Here is a 15,738-nt window from a genome sequence, read left to right on the forward strand (position 1 = left end):
ACAGACGCTTGGTTTTCGACCAATCTCACTATTGGTTGGAAGAGAATATAGAGACTGAATCCAGGAAGCGTCAATTAACGATAAGGAATGGGGGAAAGTCCAAAGATGAGCATGTTTTCGTTTCTAGACCGTGAGCATACGGTCGCCAAACCCGGCTACAGCCGGTGGATGGTGCCGCCTGCCGCGTTGTGCGTTCACCTGTGCATCGGCCAGGCCTATGCGCTCAGTGTCTTCAACCTGCCGATGACGAAACTGGTCGGCATCACCGAATCGGCGCCGGAAGACTGGAAGCTGACGCAACTCGGCTGGATCTTCTCGATCGCCATCTTCTTCCTCGGCGTCTCCTCGGCCGTGTTCGGCCGCTGGGTGGAGGAAGGCGGGCCGCGTCGCGCCATGTTCACCGCGGCGCTCTGCTGGGCCGGCGGGTTCTTCATCTCCGCGATCGGCATCCAGATCCACAATCTGTGGCTGATCTATCTGGGGTACGGCGTGCTGGGCGGCATCGCGCTGGGCATCGGCTACATCTCCCCGGTCTCGACGCTCATCAAATGGTTCCCCGACCGTCCCGGCATGGCGACGGGCATGGCGATCATGGGCTTCGGCGGCGGCGCCTTCATCGCCGCCCCCCTGTCGGTCTGGCTGATGAACCAGTTCACCACCGACACCCATATCGGGGTGAAGGAAACCTTCATCGTGCTGGGGATCGTCTATCTGGCCTTCATGCTGGTAGGGTCGGCGATCGTCCGCGTCCCGGCGCCGGGCTGGGCGCCGAAGGGCTATGTCGCCCCGGCGCAGTCGAAGAAGCTGATCACCACCAACAACGTCTATGTCTATGACGCGCTGAAGACGCCGCAATTCTGGCTGATCTGGTGGGTCCTGTGCCTCAACGTGACCGCCGGCATCGGCGTTCTGGGCCAGGCCTCGGCGATGAGCCAGGAGATGTTCCCCAGCCAGATCACCCCGATCGCGGCGGCGGGCCTCGTCGGGCTGATGAGCCTGTTCAACATGGGCGGCCGCTTTGCCTGGGCGTCCACGTCGGACTTCATCGGGCGGAAGAACACCTACTTCGTGTTCATGGTGCTGGGCTTCGTCCTCTACTGCACCGTGCCCTATACCGGCTCGATCGGCAGCGTGGTCGGCTTCGTCGTCTGCTTCCTGATCATCATCAGCATGTATGGCGGCGGCTTCTCCACCGTGCCGGCCTATCTGCGGGACATGTACGGGACCCGCTATGTCGGCGCGATCCACGGGCTGCTGCTGACGGCATGGTCGGCGGCGGGCATCTTCGGCCCGGTGCTGGTCAACTATATCCGTGAGTACAACGTGACCCACGGCGTGCCGAAGGCCCAGGCCTACAACACCACCATGTACATCATGGCCGGATTGCTGGTGATCGGGTTCATCTGCAACTTCTTCGTCAAGGCCGTCGACAAGCGCCACCACATGAAGGAAGAGGCCGACGGCGTCGCCGCCGCCTCTGCCACGGCATAAGGGAGAACGACCAATGAGCACCGGAACTCACGAAGGCGGCACGACGACCCTGCAGCTCGTGCTCGCCTGGGGCTTCGTCGGCATCCCGCTGCTGGCGGGCGTGACCAAGACCTTCATCAACTCGCTGACCCTGTTCCAGTAGCGGAACCGGCATCGGCAAAAGAGAACGGCGGCCTAAGGGCCGCCGTTTTCGTCATATGCGGTGAAAATTCCGCTGGTCGTCAGACAATGGCCCAGTTCTGAATCTTCAGTCCCGGAACCCGATCGAACTCACCGGTATTTGCGGTGACGAGGATGGCGTTCCGGCGACGCGCCTGAGCTGCAATCAGAACGTCATATGGGCCGATGGGAGTGCCTGCGCGCTCAAGCGCCGCACGAATTTCTCCGGCTTCTCCGGCATCTTCCGGTTCAAACGGCCAGAGCGACATGCCTAGGGCAAGGAAAGTGTCCAGTATCATGGCGTTTTCGAAAGGCCGGGCGCTCTTGGCGATTCCGTAGTGCAGTTCGAACAAGGCGATGGCGGGAATGCCGATATCCACACCCTGCGCTATCGTGACCTCCAATCGTCGTCGAACTTCGGGCGCCCGCCTGTTGATCGCCGCGATGGCGGCATTGGTATCGAGGCAGATCATCAGTCGAACGAGATATCGTCATCCAGTGGCATAGGCGGTTGAGGAGGGCGCCCTTCGGGAAGGAAGGCTTCGCCGCCCAGACGATCGATTTCGGCGAAGATTGCCCTGACATCCTCGACGTTTCGCTCTATCGGCTCCAGCAGAACGCTATGGCCCAGGCGACGAACTCGCACTTCTTCTCCTGGCATTCTGAATTCCTTGGGCAGACGGACAGCCTGACTCCCGCCATGCTTGAACAGTTTTGCGGTTTCGATACTGGCCATCACTCAGCCTCCACCGTGAAAACATATATACTTTCAGTATACACTTAAATTGGGACGGCGCAATCAAACTGCAATCGATTGCTTTCTCAGGCGTCGCCAGTCTCCCGATCCGGCTCGGCCCGGGCTTTCCGCCGGCCGGTGAAGGCGAAGGCGAGGGAGGCGAGCAGGGCGATTGCGGTGACGGCGTAGAGCCCCTGGGCAATCGGGCTTTCGATCAGGATGCCGAAATCGCCGTTGGAGATGCTGAGGGTGCGCCGGAGGTTGTTCTCCATATCCGCGCCCAGCAACATGCCCAGCACGATGGGCACCAGCGAGATGTCGAGCTTCCGCATGAGGAAGCCGAAAACGCCGAAGCCGGTCATGACCAGCAGGTCGAAGGTCGAATGGCTGATCGAATAGACGCCGAGGAAGCTGACCATCACGATGAACGGCATCAGGATCCATTGCGGCATGGCGAGCATCCGCGTGAACATGCCCACCAGCGGGATGTTCATCGCCAGCAGCACCACATTGGCGATGTAGAGCGAGGCGATCAGCCCCCAGACCATGTCCGGCTGGCGCTCGAACAGCAGCGGTCCCGGCTGGACGTTGAGCGAGATCAGCAGCGCCAGCATCACCGCCGTCGTGCCGCTGCCGGGGATGCCCAGCGTCAGCATCGGGATCAGCGCGCCGCCGGCCGCGGCGTTGTCGCCCGCTTCCGGCGCGGCCAGGCCGCGCGGGTCGCCCTTGCCGAAAGTGCCGTCGCGGTTGCTGAGCCGCTTTTCGGCGACATAGGCCATGAATGCGCCCTGCGACGCGCCCGCGCCGGGCAGGATGCCCGAGAGGAAGCCGATGAAGGACCCGCGCACGGCAGCGCCCCAGCCGGGCAGCATGTCCCGGAAGCGGGGGATGGCCCGGCCCATCGGCACCATCACGCCATCGGATTTGTGCGCTGTCTCCAGATAGATCATCACCTCGCTGATCGCGAACAGGCCGACGATCGCGACGATCGGGTCGAACCCGTCGAAGAGGTTGAAGGAGCCGAAGGTGAACCGCTCGACGCCGGTCGATGGGTCAAGGCCGACCGTGCCGATCATCAGGCCCAGGAAGGCGGCCAGCAGCGTCTTGCACGGGTTGGCCCCGGTGACGCCGCCGATCATGGCGAAGGCCAGGACATAGAGCGCGAAATAGTCGCTGGGGCCGAAATAGATGGCCGCGCCGGCCAGGATGGGGGCGAACAGGGTCAACCCCACCGTCGCGACGGTCGCGCCGATGAAGGACGCGACGGCGGAGATGGCCAGCGCTTCGGACGCCTTGCCGGCCTTGGCCATCGGATGGCCGTCCAGCGTCGCCATGATGCTGGACGCGTCGCCCGGGATGTTGAGCATGATGCTGGCGATGCGACCGCCATAGGTGCAGCCGTAATAGATGCAGGACATCAGGATCAGCACGGAGGTCGGGTCGAGCTGCAATGCGAAGGCGAGCGGCACCAGGATCGCGACGCCGTTGACCGGACCGATGCCCGGCAGCGCGCCGATGATCGTGCCGATGAAGCAGCCGAAGACCGCGAGCGCCAGATTGGTCGGCGTGATGGCGACCGAGAAGCCGTGGGCGAGGGAGGCGAGGATATCCACTGGACCGGGCCTAGCTCATGAATTCCGGAAGAAGCGGCAGCGGCAGGCCGAGCAGCCGGTCGAAGACGATGTAGAGCCCGATGCTCATAGCCGCGCCCGATATCGCCGATTTCAGCCAGCCCGCGCCGAGCAGGCGGCTCATCAGAACGACGCCCGCGAAGGTCGCCGCCAGATAGCCCAGATCCTCCAGCAGCAGCGCGTAGCCGACCAGCACCGCCAGCGTCGCGACCTGCCGCAGCAGCGGCCCCCCGACCGACCATTCCGGATCGGGATCGGGGCGGAGGATCAAATAGAGGCTGAACAGGCCGGCCGGGATGGCGAGCATGACGGGAAAGGCCGCGGGGCCCAGAGGGTCGCCGAAGCTCGCCTCATAGGTCCCCGCGGTCACGCCGTACCAGATCGACAGGGCCAGAAAGAGCAGGCCCGCGATCCGGTCGCTCATTCGATCACACCGATATCGCGGGAAATCTGCCGCATCTGGTCGGTCTGGTCGGCGACATAGGCCTCGAACTCTTCGCCGCCGCGCCAGAACGGCACCAGGCCGCTGGAGACGGCCGTCTCCTGCCACTCGTCGGATTCGTAGAGTTCGTTGAGCGTGGAGACCCAGCCCTGATAGGCCTCGTCGGAAACCTCGCCCCCGGTATAGAAGCCGCGCCAGTTATAGCCGGTGACCTCCAGCCCCTGCTCGATCGCGGTGGGCACATCCGGGAAGGCCGGGATACGGTCGTCCGACAGCGCCGCCAGCACCCGGATGTCGCCGGATTCGACGAAGCCCGCGATCTCTCCCAGATCGGTGGAGACGAGCGCGATATGGCCGCCCATCATCTGGGTGACGGCAGGCCCGCCGCCATCGAACTGGACCCAGCGGATCAGTTTGAACTCCTCAGGCGTCAGTCCGGCGGCCTTGGCCAGCATCAGCAGGCGGATATGGTCCCAGCCGCCGGCCCCGGACGATCCGCCGGCGACCACGGAGGCGGGATCCTCCTGCATCGCCGTCACCAGATCGTCCAGCGTCTGGAGCGGCGATTCATCATCGACCAGGATGACGCCGACATCGGTGCCCAGCATGGCGACCCAGCGCATCACATCGATATCGGCCGGATAGCGGCCCTGGGCGATCTGGGTCACGCCGACGGTGGAGGTCGCGACCAGCAGTTCCTCATCGTCGGCCCGTTCGGACGCGACATGGGCATAGGCGACGGCGCCGACGCCGCCGGGCATGTTGGTCACCTGCACGGGCTCGTCGACCAGCCCCAGATCGGTCAGGATCTTGCCCACCGACCGGCAAGTGAAATCCCAGCCGCCGCCCGGATCGGCCGGGGCGATGCACTCCGCCGCGCTGGCGGGCTGGAACGCCGTCAGGCCGGCGGCGACGACCATCGCACCCGCGACGCGTCCGGCGGTTCTGAACATTGCTGACATCTGGACCTCCCTCTCCTTCATTGTTCGCCATTGTCGAAACCGGCCGCGGCGGGATTTTCCTCCGCGCCTCCGCGTCCGCCTCATGGCCCGCCGCCCCTCAGGCGCTGCGGACCACGATCCCTTGCGCGCCGAAATAGCGGCGCCTTTCCCCGATCGCCTCCATGATCTGGTCGCGAACATCGCGCCCATGTTCCCGGATCGCGGCGGCGGCGTCATCGGCCCGGCCGGCGCGCACCAGACCCAGGATGTCGCAATGTTCCCGGTGGGAAGCCTCCCTTCCCTCGGGAGAGCTGGCGACCAGCCAGCGTGCCCGGGCGGTGCGGGTGACGACATCCTTGACCGCATCGCGCAGGAAGCGGTTGCCCGACAGGGCGGCGAGCTGGACATGCACATCGTAGCCGACCTCGAACCAGACCTCCGGCGTGAAATCGGCAAGGCCCCGATCGATCGTCTCCCGTATGGCGTCCAACTCGGCCGCGCTCGCGCGTTCGCAGGCCAGCCGGATGGCCGCATCCTCCACCACCTCGCGATATTCGAAGATCTCCGCCATCTGCTGCAAATCGATCGGCGCGACAGCGTAGGAACGGTCGGTGCGGACGACCAGCCCCTCATGGGAGAGTTGGAGGAGGGCCTGCCGGATGGGCGTGCGCGATGCGCCGTAGGTCGCCTGAAGGTCGCGTTCGGAGATCGCCTGACCGGGGACGAGCGCCAGGGACAGGATGTCCGCGCGGACCTTCGCGAAGACCTGCTCCCCCAGATTGCCGTCCGTCCTGTTCTGATGGGCCTCGCCCTCGGCCTCCGAAGCCGCCATTCACCGCCTCCCCGCGGATCGCCCGATTTTAGGCGTTGATTGTTGTCTGGTGGACGGTATACCAATCTGGTCGACCAAAACAACCCGGAATGCCCGATGGAACGCAACGATGCGAACGGGATCGGTGGAGAGACGGCAACGAACGGTTTGCCGCCACGGGTCAGCGTGGTCGAGGTGGGGCCGCGCGACGGCCTCCAGTCGGAGCCTGTCTGGGTGCCGACGGAGGAGAAGATCGGGATCGTCAACGGGCTGATCGATTCAGGCATCCGCCATCTGGAGGTCACCTCCTTCGTGTCGCCGCGCGCCGTGCCGCAGATGCGCGACGCGGCCGAGGTGCTGGCCGGGATCGACAGGTCGAAAGGCGCGGTGCTGACCGCGCTGGTGCCCAACGTGAAGGGCGCGGAACGGGCGGCTGCGGCGGAACTGGACGCCATGGTCGTGTTCGTCTCGGCGTCGGAAAGCCACAACGCCAAGAACGTCAACCGGTCGATCGCCGAATCGCTGGAGGGCTTCCGGGAGATATGCCGGATCGCCGAAGGGGCCGGCATGCAGATCTTCGGCGCCATCGCCACTTCCTTCGGCTGCCCGTTCGAGGGCGACGTGCCGGTGCAGCGGGTGGTCGATATCGCGCTTGCCTATCGCGACATGGGCATCACGAAGCTGTCGCTGGGCGACACGACGGGCATGGCGACGCCGCCGCTCGTCCGGGAAAGATGCCGGGCGCTGGCCCGCCACGTGCCGGAAGCCGACATCGCGCTGCATTTCCACAACACGCGCGGCGTCGGGCTGGTCTGCGCCTATGCCGGGCTGGAGGAGGGGATCACCAGTTATGAATCGAGCCTCGGCGGGCTGGGCGGCTGCCCCTTCGCGCCGAAGGCGACGGGCAATATCTGCACCGAGGATCTGGTCTACATGCTGGACGAATGCGGCATCGAAAGCGGCGTCAGCCTGGAGGGCGTCGTGGAGATGTCGCGCCGCGCGGAGAAGCTGGTCGGCCATCCGCTGCCGGGGCAGGTGATGAAGGCGGGCCGGCGGCTCGACCTCCACGCCCTCGACGCCGTCGCGACCGCCTGCGGCTGAGGGGCCGGATGATGGAACAGGCAGGAAGGCAGCCGCTGGACGGTATCCGGGTCATCGACCTGACGCGCGTCCTCTCCGGCCCGTTCTGCACCATGCTGCTGGGCGACATGGGCGCGGAGATCATCAAGGTGGAGACCGGACGCGGCGACCCGATCCGGGAGCAGGGGACGATGCGCGACGGCCTCTCCTGGTATTACGCGTCCTTCAACCGCAACAAGAAATCGATCCTGTTGGATCTCTACAGCGATGAGGGGAAGGCGGTGCTGGCCCGGATGCTGGAGAATGCGGACGTGCTGGTCGCCAACTTCCGGCCGGGCGTGCTGGCGAAGATGGGCTTCGGCCCCAGCCGGCTGAAGGCGCTGAACCCGCGCCTCGTCACCTGCGACGTGACCGGCTTCGGCGGCACCGGCCCCTATATCGACCGCCCGGCCTTCGACTTCATCGCCCAGGCGATGAGCGGCATGATGAGCGTGAACGGCCCGGCGGACGGGGAGCCGATGCGCACCGGCCAGCCCTTCACCGACCTGATCGCCGGCCTCTACGCCGCCTTCGGGGTCGTCAGCGCGCTGCGCGCCCGCGACCTCAGCGGAAGGGGGCAGCATGTCGAATCGGCCATGGTCAACGGCGCGCTCAGCATGATGGCCTATCTGGCGTCGGAATTCTTCGCGACCGGCAGGGTTCCGGAGCGGACGGGCAACGACCATCCGCTGGTCGCCCCCTACGGGCTGTTCCAGGCTTCGGACGGCGAGGTGGCGGTCGCGCCCAGCAACGACGTCATCCTGCGGCGCTTCCTTTCCGTGATCGGCCTCGACCATCTGCTGGACGATCCGCGCTACGACACGAACGAGAAGCGGTTCGCCCGCCGGGCGGAGCTGAAGGCGATGATCGACGACAAGATGCGCACGCAGCCGCAGCAGGTCTGGATCGACCGGATCAACGCCGCCGGCGCGCCCTGCGGCCGGGTGCAGGATCTGGCGGAAACCTTCGCCGACCCGCAGATCGTGGCGCAGGAGATGGCGATCGATGTCGACCATCCTGGGCACGGGCCCGTCCGCATGCTGGGATTCCCGGTGAAGCTGGCGGAGACGCCGTGCCGGGTGCGGCTGCCGGCCCCCCGGCTGGGCGAGCACACGGCTGAGATCCTGCGCGAGAACGGCTATGGTCCGGCGGAGATCGACGAGTTGAGAAGGCGTGGCGTCGTCGGCGAGGACGCCTCTGAGGACATCGGCGTAAGGAGCCCCAGCCATGTATGAGATGCTCGATCCCAGCCGTCTGGTCGTCTTCGTGACCGGCGCCACCTCCGGCATCGGGCGGGCGGCCGTCCGGCGCTTCGCCGGGGCCGGCGCGAAAGTGATCGCGGCCGGCAGGCGGGGCGACAGGCTGGCGGAGCTTCAGGCGGAGGTCGGCGCGGAACGCTGCCTTGCGGTGGAACTGGACGTGCGGGACCGCGCCGCGACGGAGCGGGCGATCGACGCCATCCCCGCCCCGTTCGCCGGGATCAACACCGTCGTCGCCAATGCCGGGCTGGCGCTGGGGCTGGAGCCGGCCCAGAAGGTCGACCTCGCCGACTGGGAGACGATGGTCGACACCAACGTCAAGGGGCTGCTCTACACCGTCAGGACGCTGCTGCCCCGGCTGGAGTCGGGCGGCGGGCATGTCGTCACCGTCGGCTCCGTGGCCGGCGACTACCCCTATCCGGGCGGCAGCGTCTATGCCGCCTCGAAGGCCTTCGTTCGCCATTTCGCGCTGGGTCTGCGCGCCGACCTGCTGGGGACGCAGGTGCGGGTGACGAACATCGAGCCGGGGATGACGGAGACGGAATTCTCCACCGTCCGCTTCAAGGGCGACGAGGCCAGGGCGCGGTCCAAGTATGAGGGCGTCGTCTCGCTCTCCGCGGAGGACATCGCGGAATCGATCTTCTGGGCGACGACGCTGCCCCGCCACGTCAACATCAACCGCATCCAGATGATGCCGGTCTCGCAGGCGTTCAGCCCGCTGTCGATTCATAAGGAGGAACCTTAACCCCCCTCACCCAACCCTCTCCCACAAGGGGAGAGGGCTACCAACTTACCCTCGCCCCTTGTGGGAGAGGGAGGGACCCGCGAAGCGGGAGGGTGAGGGGCATTGTTGGTTCTCCACCGCCCCGCCGATCGCCATTAGCACGGGCGCGCCGGCAGGCAGGGGAAGCCCTTCCGCTGCCAACCCCACCAGACAGCCTCGCCAGGCCGTCTCGTCCGCGCGGGACACGGACGCCATCGCGGCGACGGGAGTACCGGGAGGCAGCCCTTCGTCGATCAGCCGGCGGGCGATCCTCGCCGCGTACCGGCCGCCCATATAGAAGATCGTGGTCGTGCCAGGGTCGGCGACCGAGCGCCAGTCGAGGTCTTCGGGAAGGCCGCCGGTTCGGGCATGGCCGGTGACGAAGCGCACCGATTGCGCGCGGTCGCGATGGGTGAGGGAGAGGCCGAGCGCCGAGGCCATGGCGAGGGCGGAGGTGATGCCCGGAACGATCTCCACCGCTATGCCGGCGGCGACGAGGCAGGCGATCTCCTCCCCCGCCCGGCCGAAGATCATGGGATCGCCGGATTTCAGCCGGACGATTCGCTTCCCCGACAGGGCCAGCGTCACCATCAGCGCGTTGATCTCCTGCTGCGGGCAGCCCGGCCGGCCGCCGCGCTTGCCGACCGGCACGCGCCGGGGCGTCGGGCCCGCCATGTCCAGCACTTCTGGAGAGACGAGGTCGTCATGGAGGATGATGTCGGCCGCCCGCATCGCCTTCACGGCCTTCAGCGTCAGCAGGTCCGGATCGCCCGGCCCGGCCCCGACCAGGATCACCCGGCCGCCGGGCGTCGCCGGGGAGGCCATGGGCGGGAGGGCGCGGTCACTCGGCGGCCTGGCTGGCATATGCATCGATCATCCCCCTGATTTCGGCGCGGCAGGCGCCGCAGCCGGTGCCGGCGCGGGTCGCCGCGCCGATCGCCTCGACCGTGCCGGCCCCGCCGGCGAGCGCGGCCGCGATTTCCTTCACGCCCACATTCAGGCAGGCGCAGAGGATCGGCCCCTTATCCGGCATCGCCCTGCCGCCCTGGCCGGCGATGGCCTGCAGGCGCATTGCGGGGCGGAAGGTCGCGGCAAGCTGCGCGATCGCCCAGAAGCGGGAGATCGCGACCGGACCGGCGGAAATGAAGAGCGCGGCCGTCAGGCGATCGCCCTCGAACGCCGCCAGCCGGTAGAGCCCTGCCGTCGGGTCGTGGAAGACCAGCAGATCCTCCGGGCGGATTCGGAGGCCAAGGAGCCGGGCGGCCTCCTCCTCCCAATTCTCCGGCCGGTCGGTCCCGGCGAATTCGATCTGCCAGCCGCCCTCCACGGGGGACGCCGCCCAATAGAGGTCGCGATCGGGCGACGGCCGCTCCCGCGTCAGCCCGTAACCGCGCCAGCGGGCGACGAACGGCGAGACCCTGACCGGCGTCGCCTTCGATTCCGGCTGGCCGGAGATCGGGTCGACATGCGGCGGGAACAGCGCGCCGATCCGGGCGCGGGCGGCGAACCGGTCTGTCCAGTGGATCGGCGCGAACGCCTCCCCCGGCCTTACGGCGTCGGTCACCGTCACCTGCAGCAGGGCCGATCCGTGACTGCTTTCCACCCGCGCGATGGCAACGTCAGGGAGGCCGTGACGGGCGGCGTCGCGGGGATGGATTTCGATGAACGGCTCCGCCAGATGGGCCATCAACCGCGTCGCCTTTCCGGTGCGGGTCATGCTGTGCCACTGGTCGCGGATGCGGCCGGTATTGAGCAGCAGGGGATAGTCCGGTCCCGTCGCGGAGGCTGGCGGGCGGTGCGAGACCGGCGCGAAACGGGCGCGGCGGTCGCCGGTGAAGAAGCCGCCCGACCCGAAGAAGCGTTTCGATTCCTTCCGGTCGCGCCCGGTCACGGGCCACTGGACCGGTTCCAGCGAATCGTAGCCTTCCGCGCCCAGCCCGGCGAGGCCGGACAGGTCGAGGTCCCGCGCGCCGTCCTTCAGGAAGGCGGTCAGCCGGCAATGCTCGTCGAAGATCTCCGCCGGGGAATCGTAGTCGAAGCCGGAGAAGCCCATCCGCCGGGCGATTTGGCAGATGATCCACCAGTCCGGCTGCGTCTCCCCCGGTGGGTCGAGGAACCGGCGCTGGCGGGATATGCGCCGTTCGGAATTGGTGACCGTGCCGTCCTTCTCCCCCCAGCCCGCGGCGGGAAGGAGGATATCGGCGTGGCGGGTGGTGTCGGTATCGCGGGCCATGTCCGAGACCACCACCAGCGGACAATCGCGCAGGGCGGCCGCCACCCTGTCCGCGTCCGGCAGGCTGTCGACGGGATTGGTCGCCATGATCCAGACCGCCTTGATCCGCCCGTCCCCCACGGCGCGGAAGAGGTCTACCGCCTTGAGCCCGGGGCGTTGCGGGATCGCGGGGCTGTCCCAGAAGGACCGGACCAGCGCCCGGTGGCGGGGGTTCTCGATATCGGTGTGGGCGGCCAGCGCGTTGGCAAGGCCCCCGACCTCCCGTCCACCCATGGCGTTGGGCTGGCCGGTGAGGGAGAAGGGGCCTGTTCCCGGCTTGCCGATCCTGCCCGTCAGCAGATGGCAGTTGATGATGGCGTTGACCTTGTCGACGCCGCTGGAGGACTGGTTCACCCCTTGCGAATAGAGCGTGACCGTGCGCGGCGTGGCGGCGAACAGCCGGAAGAATTCCTCCAGAAGCCTCTCCGGCAGGCCCGTGATGCGGACGGTTTCGGCGAGGGTCGTCCGCCGAGCGCAGTCCAGCGCCGCCTCCAGCCCGGAAGTATGGTCGCGGACGAAACCGTGCTCGATTGCGCCCGCCTCGCGCAGATGGGCCAGCAGCCCGTTGAACAGCGCGACGTCGCTTCCCGGCGCGAGCGGCAGGTGCAGGTCGGCGGCCTCGGCGGTCACGGTGCGGCGCGGGTCGATGACGACGATCTTCGTCCCCCGCCGCTCCCGCGCGGCCAGCAGCCGCTGAAACAGGACCGGGTGGCACCAGGCGAGGTTCGAGCCCGTCACCACCGCCAGGTCGGTCTCGTCCAGATCCTCATAGCAGCCGGGCACGGTGTCCGACCCGAAGGCGCGGCGGTGTCCCGCGACCGATGAGGCCATGCAGAGGCGGGAGTTGGTGTCGATGTTCGCCGTGCCGAACCAGCCCTTCATCAGCTTGTTGGCGACGTAGTAATCCTCCGTCTGCAACTGGCCGGAGACGTAGAAGGCGACGCTGTCCGGGCCGTGCCGCGCCATCGTCTCCGCGAAGCCCGAAGCGACGGCGGAAAGCGCCTCGTCCCAGCCCGTCTCCCGGCCATGGACGACCGGCCGCAGCAGCCTCTCCTCCAGCGACAGCGTGTCGGCGAGCGCCGATCCCTTGGAGCAGAGACGGCCCTGATTGGCCGGATGATCCGGATCGCCCGCGATCGAGACGGCGCCGTCGGCGTCCCGGCCGGCGAGAATGCCGCAGCCGACGCCGCAATAGGGACAGGTGGTCCTGACCGGGAGGGGCGAGGGCATCGCCGCCTTCAGGCCGCCCGGCCGGCGGCTTCGGGGGCGATGAAGATGCGGCCGTCCTCGACCCGGGCCGGGATCGTCCTCACCGATCCTTCGTCGGCCCCCATCGCCTGTCCGGTCTCAAGCGAGATCACCCAATTGTGCAGCGGGCAGGTGACGGCCGCGCCATGGACGATGCCCTGGCTCAGCGGCCCGCCGCGATGCGGACAGCGATCCTCCGTCGCGAAGATCCGGTCCTCCGCCGTGCGGAAGATGGCGATCCGCCCGCCCGGCGTCGAAACGCAGCGCGCGCCGCGCCGGGGGATATCGTCCAGCGCCCCGATCTCGATCCAGCCGGTCATGCGCGTCGCCCTATTCCGCGGCCTGGGAAACGCCGATGGACGCCATCGGCCGGAATTCATGCTTGTCCTTGCCGGACGCGCGCTCCGACCACGGATCGGCCTGGGCGAATTTCTGGCTGAAGACGAAGCGGCCGAAGAAGGCGCGGCGGCGGTCGTCATCCTCCATGATCTGGCGGCGGATTTCGGGAATGCCGACACGGGCGGCCCATTTGTAGATCCGCTCCAGATAGTGCCCCTGCTCCCGGTACATCTGGACCAGCGCCACGACATGCTCCAGCGCCTCATCCTCCGTCTTCACGAGGCCCAGAACTTCCGTCCCCCTTATGTCCAGCCCCGCCGCGCCGGCGAAATGGATCTCGAACCCGCTGTCGACGCAGACGATGCCGACATCCTTGCAGGTCGCCTCCGCGCAGTTCCGGGGGCAGCCGGAGACGGCCATCTTGACCTTGGCCGGGGTCCAGGATCCCCACATGAACTTCTCGATCCGGATGCCGAGGCCGGTGGAATCCTGCGTGCCGAAGCGGCACCAGTCGGTCCCGACGCAGGTCTTCACCGTGCGCAGCCCCTTGGCGTAGGCATGGCCGGAGACGAAGCCGGCCTTCCCCAGATCGGCCCAGACCGCCGGAAGGTCCTCCTTCCGGATGCCCAGCATGTCGATCCGCTGGCCGCCGGTCACCTTGACCGCCGGGATGGCGAACTTGTCGACCACGTCGGCGATGGCGCGCAGCTCATGGGAACTGGTCATGCCGCCCCACATGCGCGGCACCACCGAATAGGTGCCGTCCTTCTGGATGTTGGCGTGGGCGCGTTCGTTGATGAAGCGCGACTGGTAATCGTCGGCGTAATCCTCCGGCCAGTCGCAGACGAGATAGTAGTTGAGCGCCGGCCGGCACTTCGCGCAGCCGCAGGAGGTCTTCCACTCCAGCTCCTGCATCGCCTGCGGGATGGTCTTGAGGCCCTTCGCGCGGATCAGCCGGCGCACATCGCCATGGCCGAGGCCGGTGCAACCGCAGATCGGCGCGACCGCTCCCGGATCGTAGCCGTCGCCGAGCGCAAAGCCGAGAAGCTGTTCGACCAGCCCCGTACACGCGCCGCAGGAGGCCGAGGCCTTGGTGTGGGCACGCACCTCCTCCAGCGAGGTTAGCCCCAGATCGGAGATCGCGCTGGCGATCCTGCCCTTGCAGACGCCGTTGCATCCGCAGATCTCCGCCTCGTTGGGCAGGGCCGCCACGGCGGCGAGGGGATCGGGCTTCCCGTCGCCCTGCCAGGCCTGGCCGAAGATCAGCGTCTCCCGCATCGCGGAGATGTCGACGCCGTTCCTCATGAGGTCGAAGAACCAGGGCCCGTCGCCCGTATCGCCATAGAGGACGATCCCGACGATCCGATCGTCCTTGAGGACGAGGCGGCGGTAGAGCCCGGATGCGGCGTCGCGCAGCACGATCTCCTGCCGGTCCTCCCCCTCCGCGAAATCCCCGGCGGAATAGAGATCAATGCCGTTCACCTTCAGCCGGGTCGCGGTGGCGGCGGCGGAGAAGGGCGCGCCGTCCTGCCCGGCAAGATGGGCGGCGGCGACGTTGGCCATCTGGTAGAGCGGCGCGACCAGCCCGTAGCAGACGCCCCCGACCTCCGCGCATTCCCCCAGCGACAGGATGTCGGGATCGCTGGTCCGCATATGGCCGTCGACGACGATGCCGCGATTGACCTCCAGCCCGGCCTCGGCGGCCAAGGCGGCGTTGGGGCGGATGCCGGCGGCCATGACCACGAGGTCGGCGGGGATCTCCGTCCCGTCGGAAAGCCGGACGGCGCGGACCCGGCCTTCGCCCAGGATTTCCGTCGTGCTGGCCCCGGTGACGACCTTTATCCCCCGCCGCTCGATCTCCCGCTGCAGCAGGTAGCCGGCCGCGGGATCGAGCTGCCGTTCCATCAGCGTCGGCATCAGGTGGAGGACCGTCACCGACATGCCCTGCTCCAGCAGGCCGGCCGCCGCCTCCAGCCCCAGGAGACCGCCGCCGATTACCACCGCTTTCCCGCGCGCCCTGGCCGCCAGCATCATGGCGTTCACATCGTCCAGGTCGCGATAGGTCAGCACGCCCGCCAGTTCCCTGCCCGGCACCGGCAGGACGAAGGGGACGGAGCCCGTGGCGATCACCAGCTTGTCATAGGGCGCGACCTGCCCGTGCTCCGACCGGACGGTGCGGGCCGTGCGGTCGATCCCGACGACCCGATGGCCCTTGTAGAGCATCACGCCATGGTCGATGTACCAGCCGTCGCCATGGATGATGATCTCCTCGAACGATTTCTCCCCGGCCAGGACGGGGGACAGCATGATCCGGTCGTAATTAACCCTCGGCTCGGCATTGAAGATGGTGACGTCGTAGGAATCGGGCGCGGCCTCGAACAGATGTTCCAGCATCCGCCCCGGCGCCATGCCGTTGCCGATGATGACGAGCTTTTGTCGTGTGCCGGTCATTGGGGGGAGCCTCCGGGTCCGTGCTTCCGTGCTGTCCTTCCGGTTACAAGCGGCGTGCCAGACGGAGGCGGGCCGA

At 67.5% G+C, this 15,738-nt stretch carries 15 protein-coding genes; 5 read left to right on the forward strand and 10 right to left on the reverse strand.

Translation table 11 applies throughout. The features are described 5' to 3' along the window. Positions 1 to 105 precede the first annotated feature (105 nt). The gene (locus tag AAFN89_RS18225) at positions 106 to 1,491 is read left to right on the forward strand and encodes an OFA family MFS transporter (protein WP_347540641.1); all 1,386 of its coding nucleotides are present in this window, start codon (positions 106 to 108) and stop codon (positions 1,489 to 1,491) included. A gap of 13 nt (positions 1,492 to 1,504) precedes the next feature. Continuing rightward, positions 1,505 to 1,633: a hypothetical protein gene (locus tag AAFN89_RS18230; protein ID WP_347540642.1), complete on the forward strand. Its 129-nt coding sequence runs from the start codon at positions 1,505 to 1,507 to the stop codon at positions 1,631 to 1,633. A gap of 79 nt (positions 1,634 to 1,712) precedes the next feature. On the opposite strand, the gene AAFN89_RS18235 is transcribed toward AAFN89_RS18230, so the two are convergent. From AAFN89_RS18235 to AAFN89_RS18260, 6 genes are all read right to left on the reverse strand, one after another. Beyond that, a complete protein-coding gene (locus AAFN89_RS18235) occupies positions 1,713 to 2,123 on the reverse strand; it encodes a type II toxin-antitoxin system VapC family toxin (RefSeq protein ID WP_347540643.1) in 411 nt (136 codons plus the stop codon). Continuing rightward, a complete protein-coding gene (locus AAFN89_RS18240; protein WP_347540644.1) occupies positions 2,123 to 2,386 on the reverse strand; it encodes an AbrB/MazE/SpoVT family DNA-binding domain-containing protein in 264 nt (87 codons plus the stop codon). Before AAFN89_RS18240 ends, AAFN89_RS18235 begins: the two co-directional genes overlap by 1 nt. A gap of 86 nt (positions 2,387 to 2,472) precedes the next feature. Beyond that, positions 2,473 to 3,999 carry a tripartite tricarboxylate transporter permease gene (locus tag AAFN89_RS18245; protein WP_347540645.1) on the reverse strand — a complete coding sequence of 509 codons (1,527 nt, stop codon included), beginning with the start codon at positions 3,997 to 3,999 and terminating at the stop codon, positions 2,473 to 2,475. Positions 4,000 to 4,009: 10 nt separating this feature from the next. Then, the gene (locus tag AAFN89_RS18250; protein ID WP_347540646.1) at positions 4,010 to 4,441 is read right to left on the reverse strand and encodes a tripartite tricarboxylate transporter TctB family protein; all 432 of its coding nucleotides are present in this window, start codon (positions 4,439 to 4,441) and stop codon (positions 4,010 to 4,012) included. Beyond that, entirely contained in the window at positions 4,438 to 5,421 is a 984-nt protein-coding gene (locus AAFN89_RS18255) for a tripartite tricarboxylate transporter substrate-binding protein (RefSeq protein WP_347540647.1), read from the reverse strand. Before AAFN89_RS18255 ends, AAFN89_RS18250 begins: the two co-directional genes overlap by 4 nt. A 97-nt stretch (positions 5,422 to 5,518) precedes the next feature. Continuing rightward, on the reverse strand, positions 5,519 to 6,232 hold the full coding sequence (locus AAFN89_RS18260; protein WP_347540648.1) for a GntR family transcriptional regulator: 714 nt from the start codon (positions 6,230 to 6,232) through the stop codon (positions 5,519 to 5,521). A gap of 96 nt (positions 6,233 to 6,328) precedes the next feature. Between AAFN89_RS18260 and AAFN89_RS18265 the strand changes: the two genes are divergently transcribed. Genes AAFN89_RS18265 through AAFN89_RS18275 form a run of 3 tightly spaced genes read left to right on the forward strand, consistent with a single transcriptional unit; the run spans position 6,329 to position 9,334 of the window. Continuing rightward, entirely contained in the window at positions 6,329 to 7,312 is a 984-nt protein-coding gene (locus AAFN89_RS18265) for a hydroxymethylglutaryl-CoA lyase (protein ID WP_347540649.1), read from the forward strand. Positions 7,313 to 7,320: 8 nt separating this feature from the next. Then, a complete protein-coding gene (locus AAFN89_RS18270) occupies positions 7,321 to 8,565 on the forward strand; it encodes a CoA transferase (protein ID WP_347540650.1) in 1,245 nt (414 codons plus the stop codon). Further along, entirely contained in the window at positions 8,558 to 9,334 is a 777-nt protein-coding gene (locus tag AAFN89_RS18275; RefSeq protein WP_347540651.1) for an SDR family NAD(P)-dependent oxidoreductase, read from the forward strand. Before AAFN89_RS18270 ends, AAFN89_RS18275 begins: the two co-directional genes overlap by 8 nt. 45 nt (positions 9,335 to 9,379) lie before the next feature. On the opposite strand, the gene cobA is transcribed toward AAFN89_RS18275, so the two are convergent. The 4 genes from cobA to nirB are packed head-to-tail and all read right to left on the reverse strand — an operon-like array spanning position 9,380 to position 15,662. Then, positions 9,380 to 10,177 carry a uroporphyrinogen-III C-methyltransferase gene (gene cobA / locus AAFN89_RS18280; protein ID WP_347540652.1) on the reverse strand — a complete coding sequence of 266 codons (798 nt, stop codon included), beginning with the start codon at positions 10,175 to 10,177 and terminating at the stop codon, positions 9,380 to 9,382. 16 nt (positions 10,178 to 10,193) lie between these two features. After that, entirely contained in the window at positions 10,194 to 12,854 is a 2,661-nt protein-coding gene (locus AAFN89_RS18285) for a molybdopterin-dependent oxidoreductase (protein WP_347540653.1), read from the reverse strand. A gap of 8 nt (positions 12,855 to 12,862) precedes the next feature. Further along, positions 12,863 to 13,192, reverse strand: coding sequence for a nitrite reductase small subunit NirD (nirD, locus tag AAFN89_RS18290; RefSeq protein ID WP_347540654.1), 330 nt, complete (start codon positions 13,190 to 13,192; stop codon positions 12,863 to 12,865). Positions 13,193 to 13,202: 10 nt separating this feature from the next. Continuing rightward, on the reverse strand, positions 13,203 to 15,662 hold the full coding sequence (gene nirB, locus AAFN89_RS18295) for a nitrite reductase large subunit NirB (protein ID WP_347540655.1): 2,460 nt from the start codon (positions 15,660 to 15,662) through the stop codon (positions 13,203 to 13,205). Positions 15,663 to 15,738: the final 76 nt, after the last annotated feature.

The organism is Inquilinus sp. CAU 1745, from assembly GCF_039839375.1.
Taxonomy (GTDB): domain Bacteria; phylum Pseudomonadota; class Alphaproteobacteria; order DSM-16000; family Inquilinaceae; genus JBDOQU01.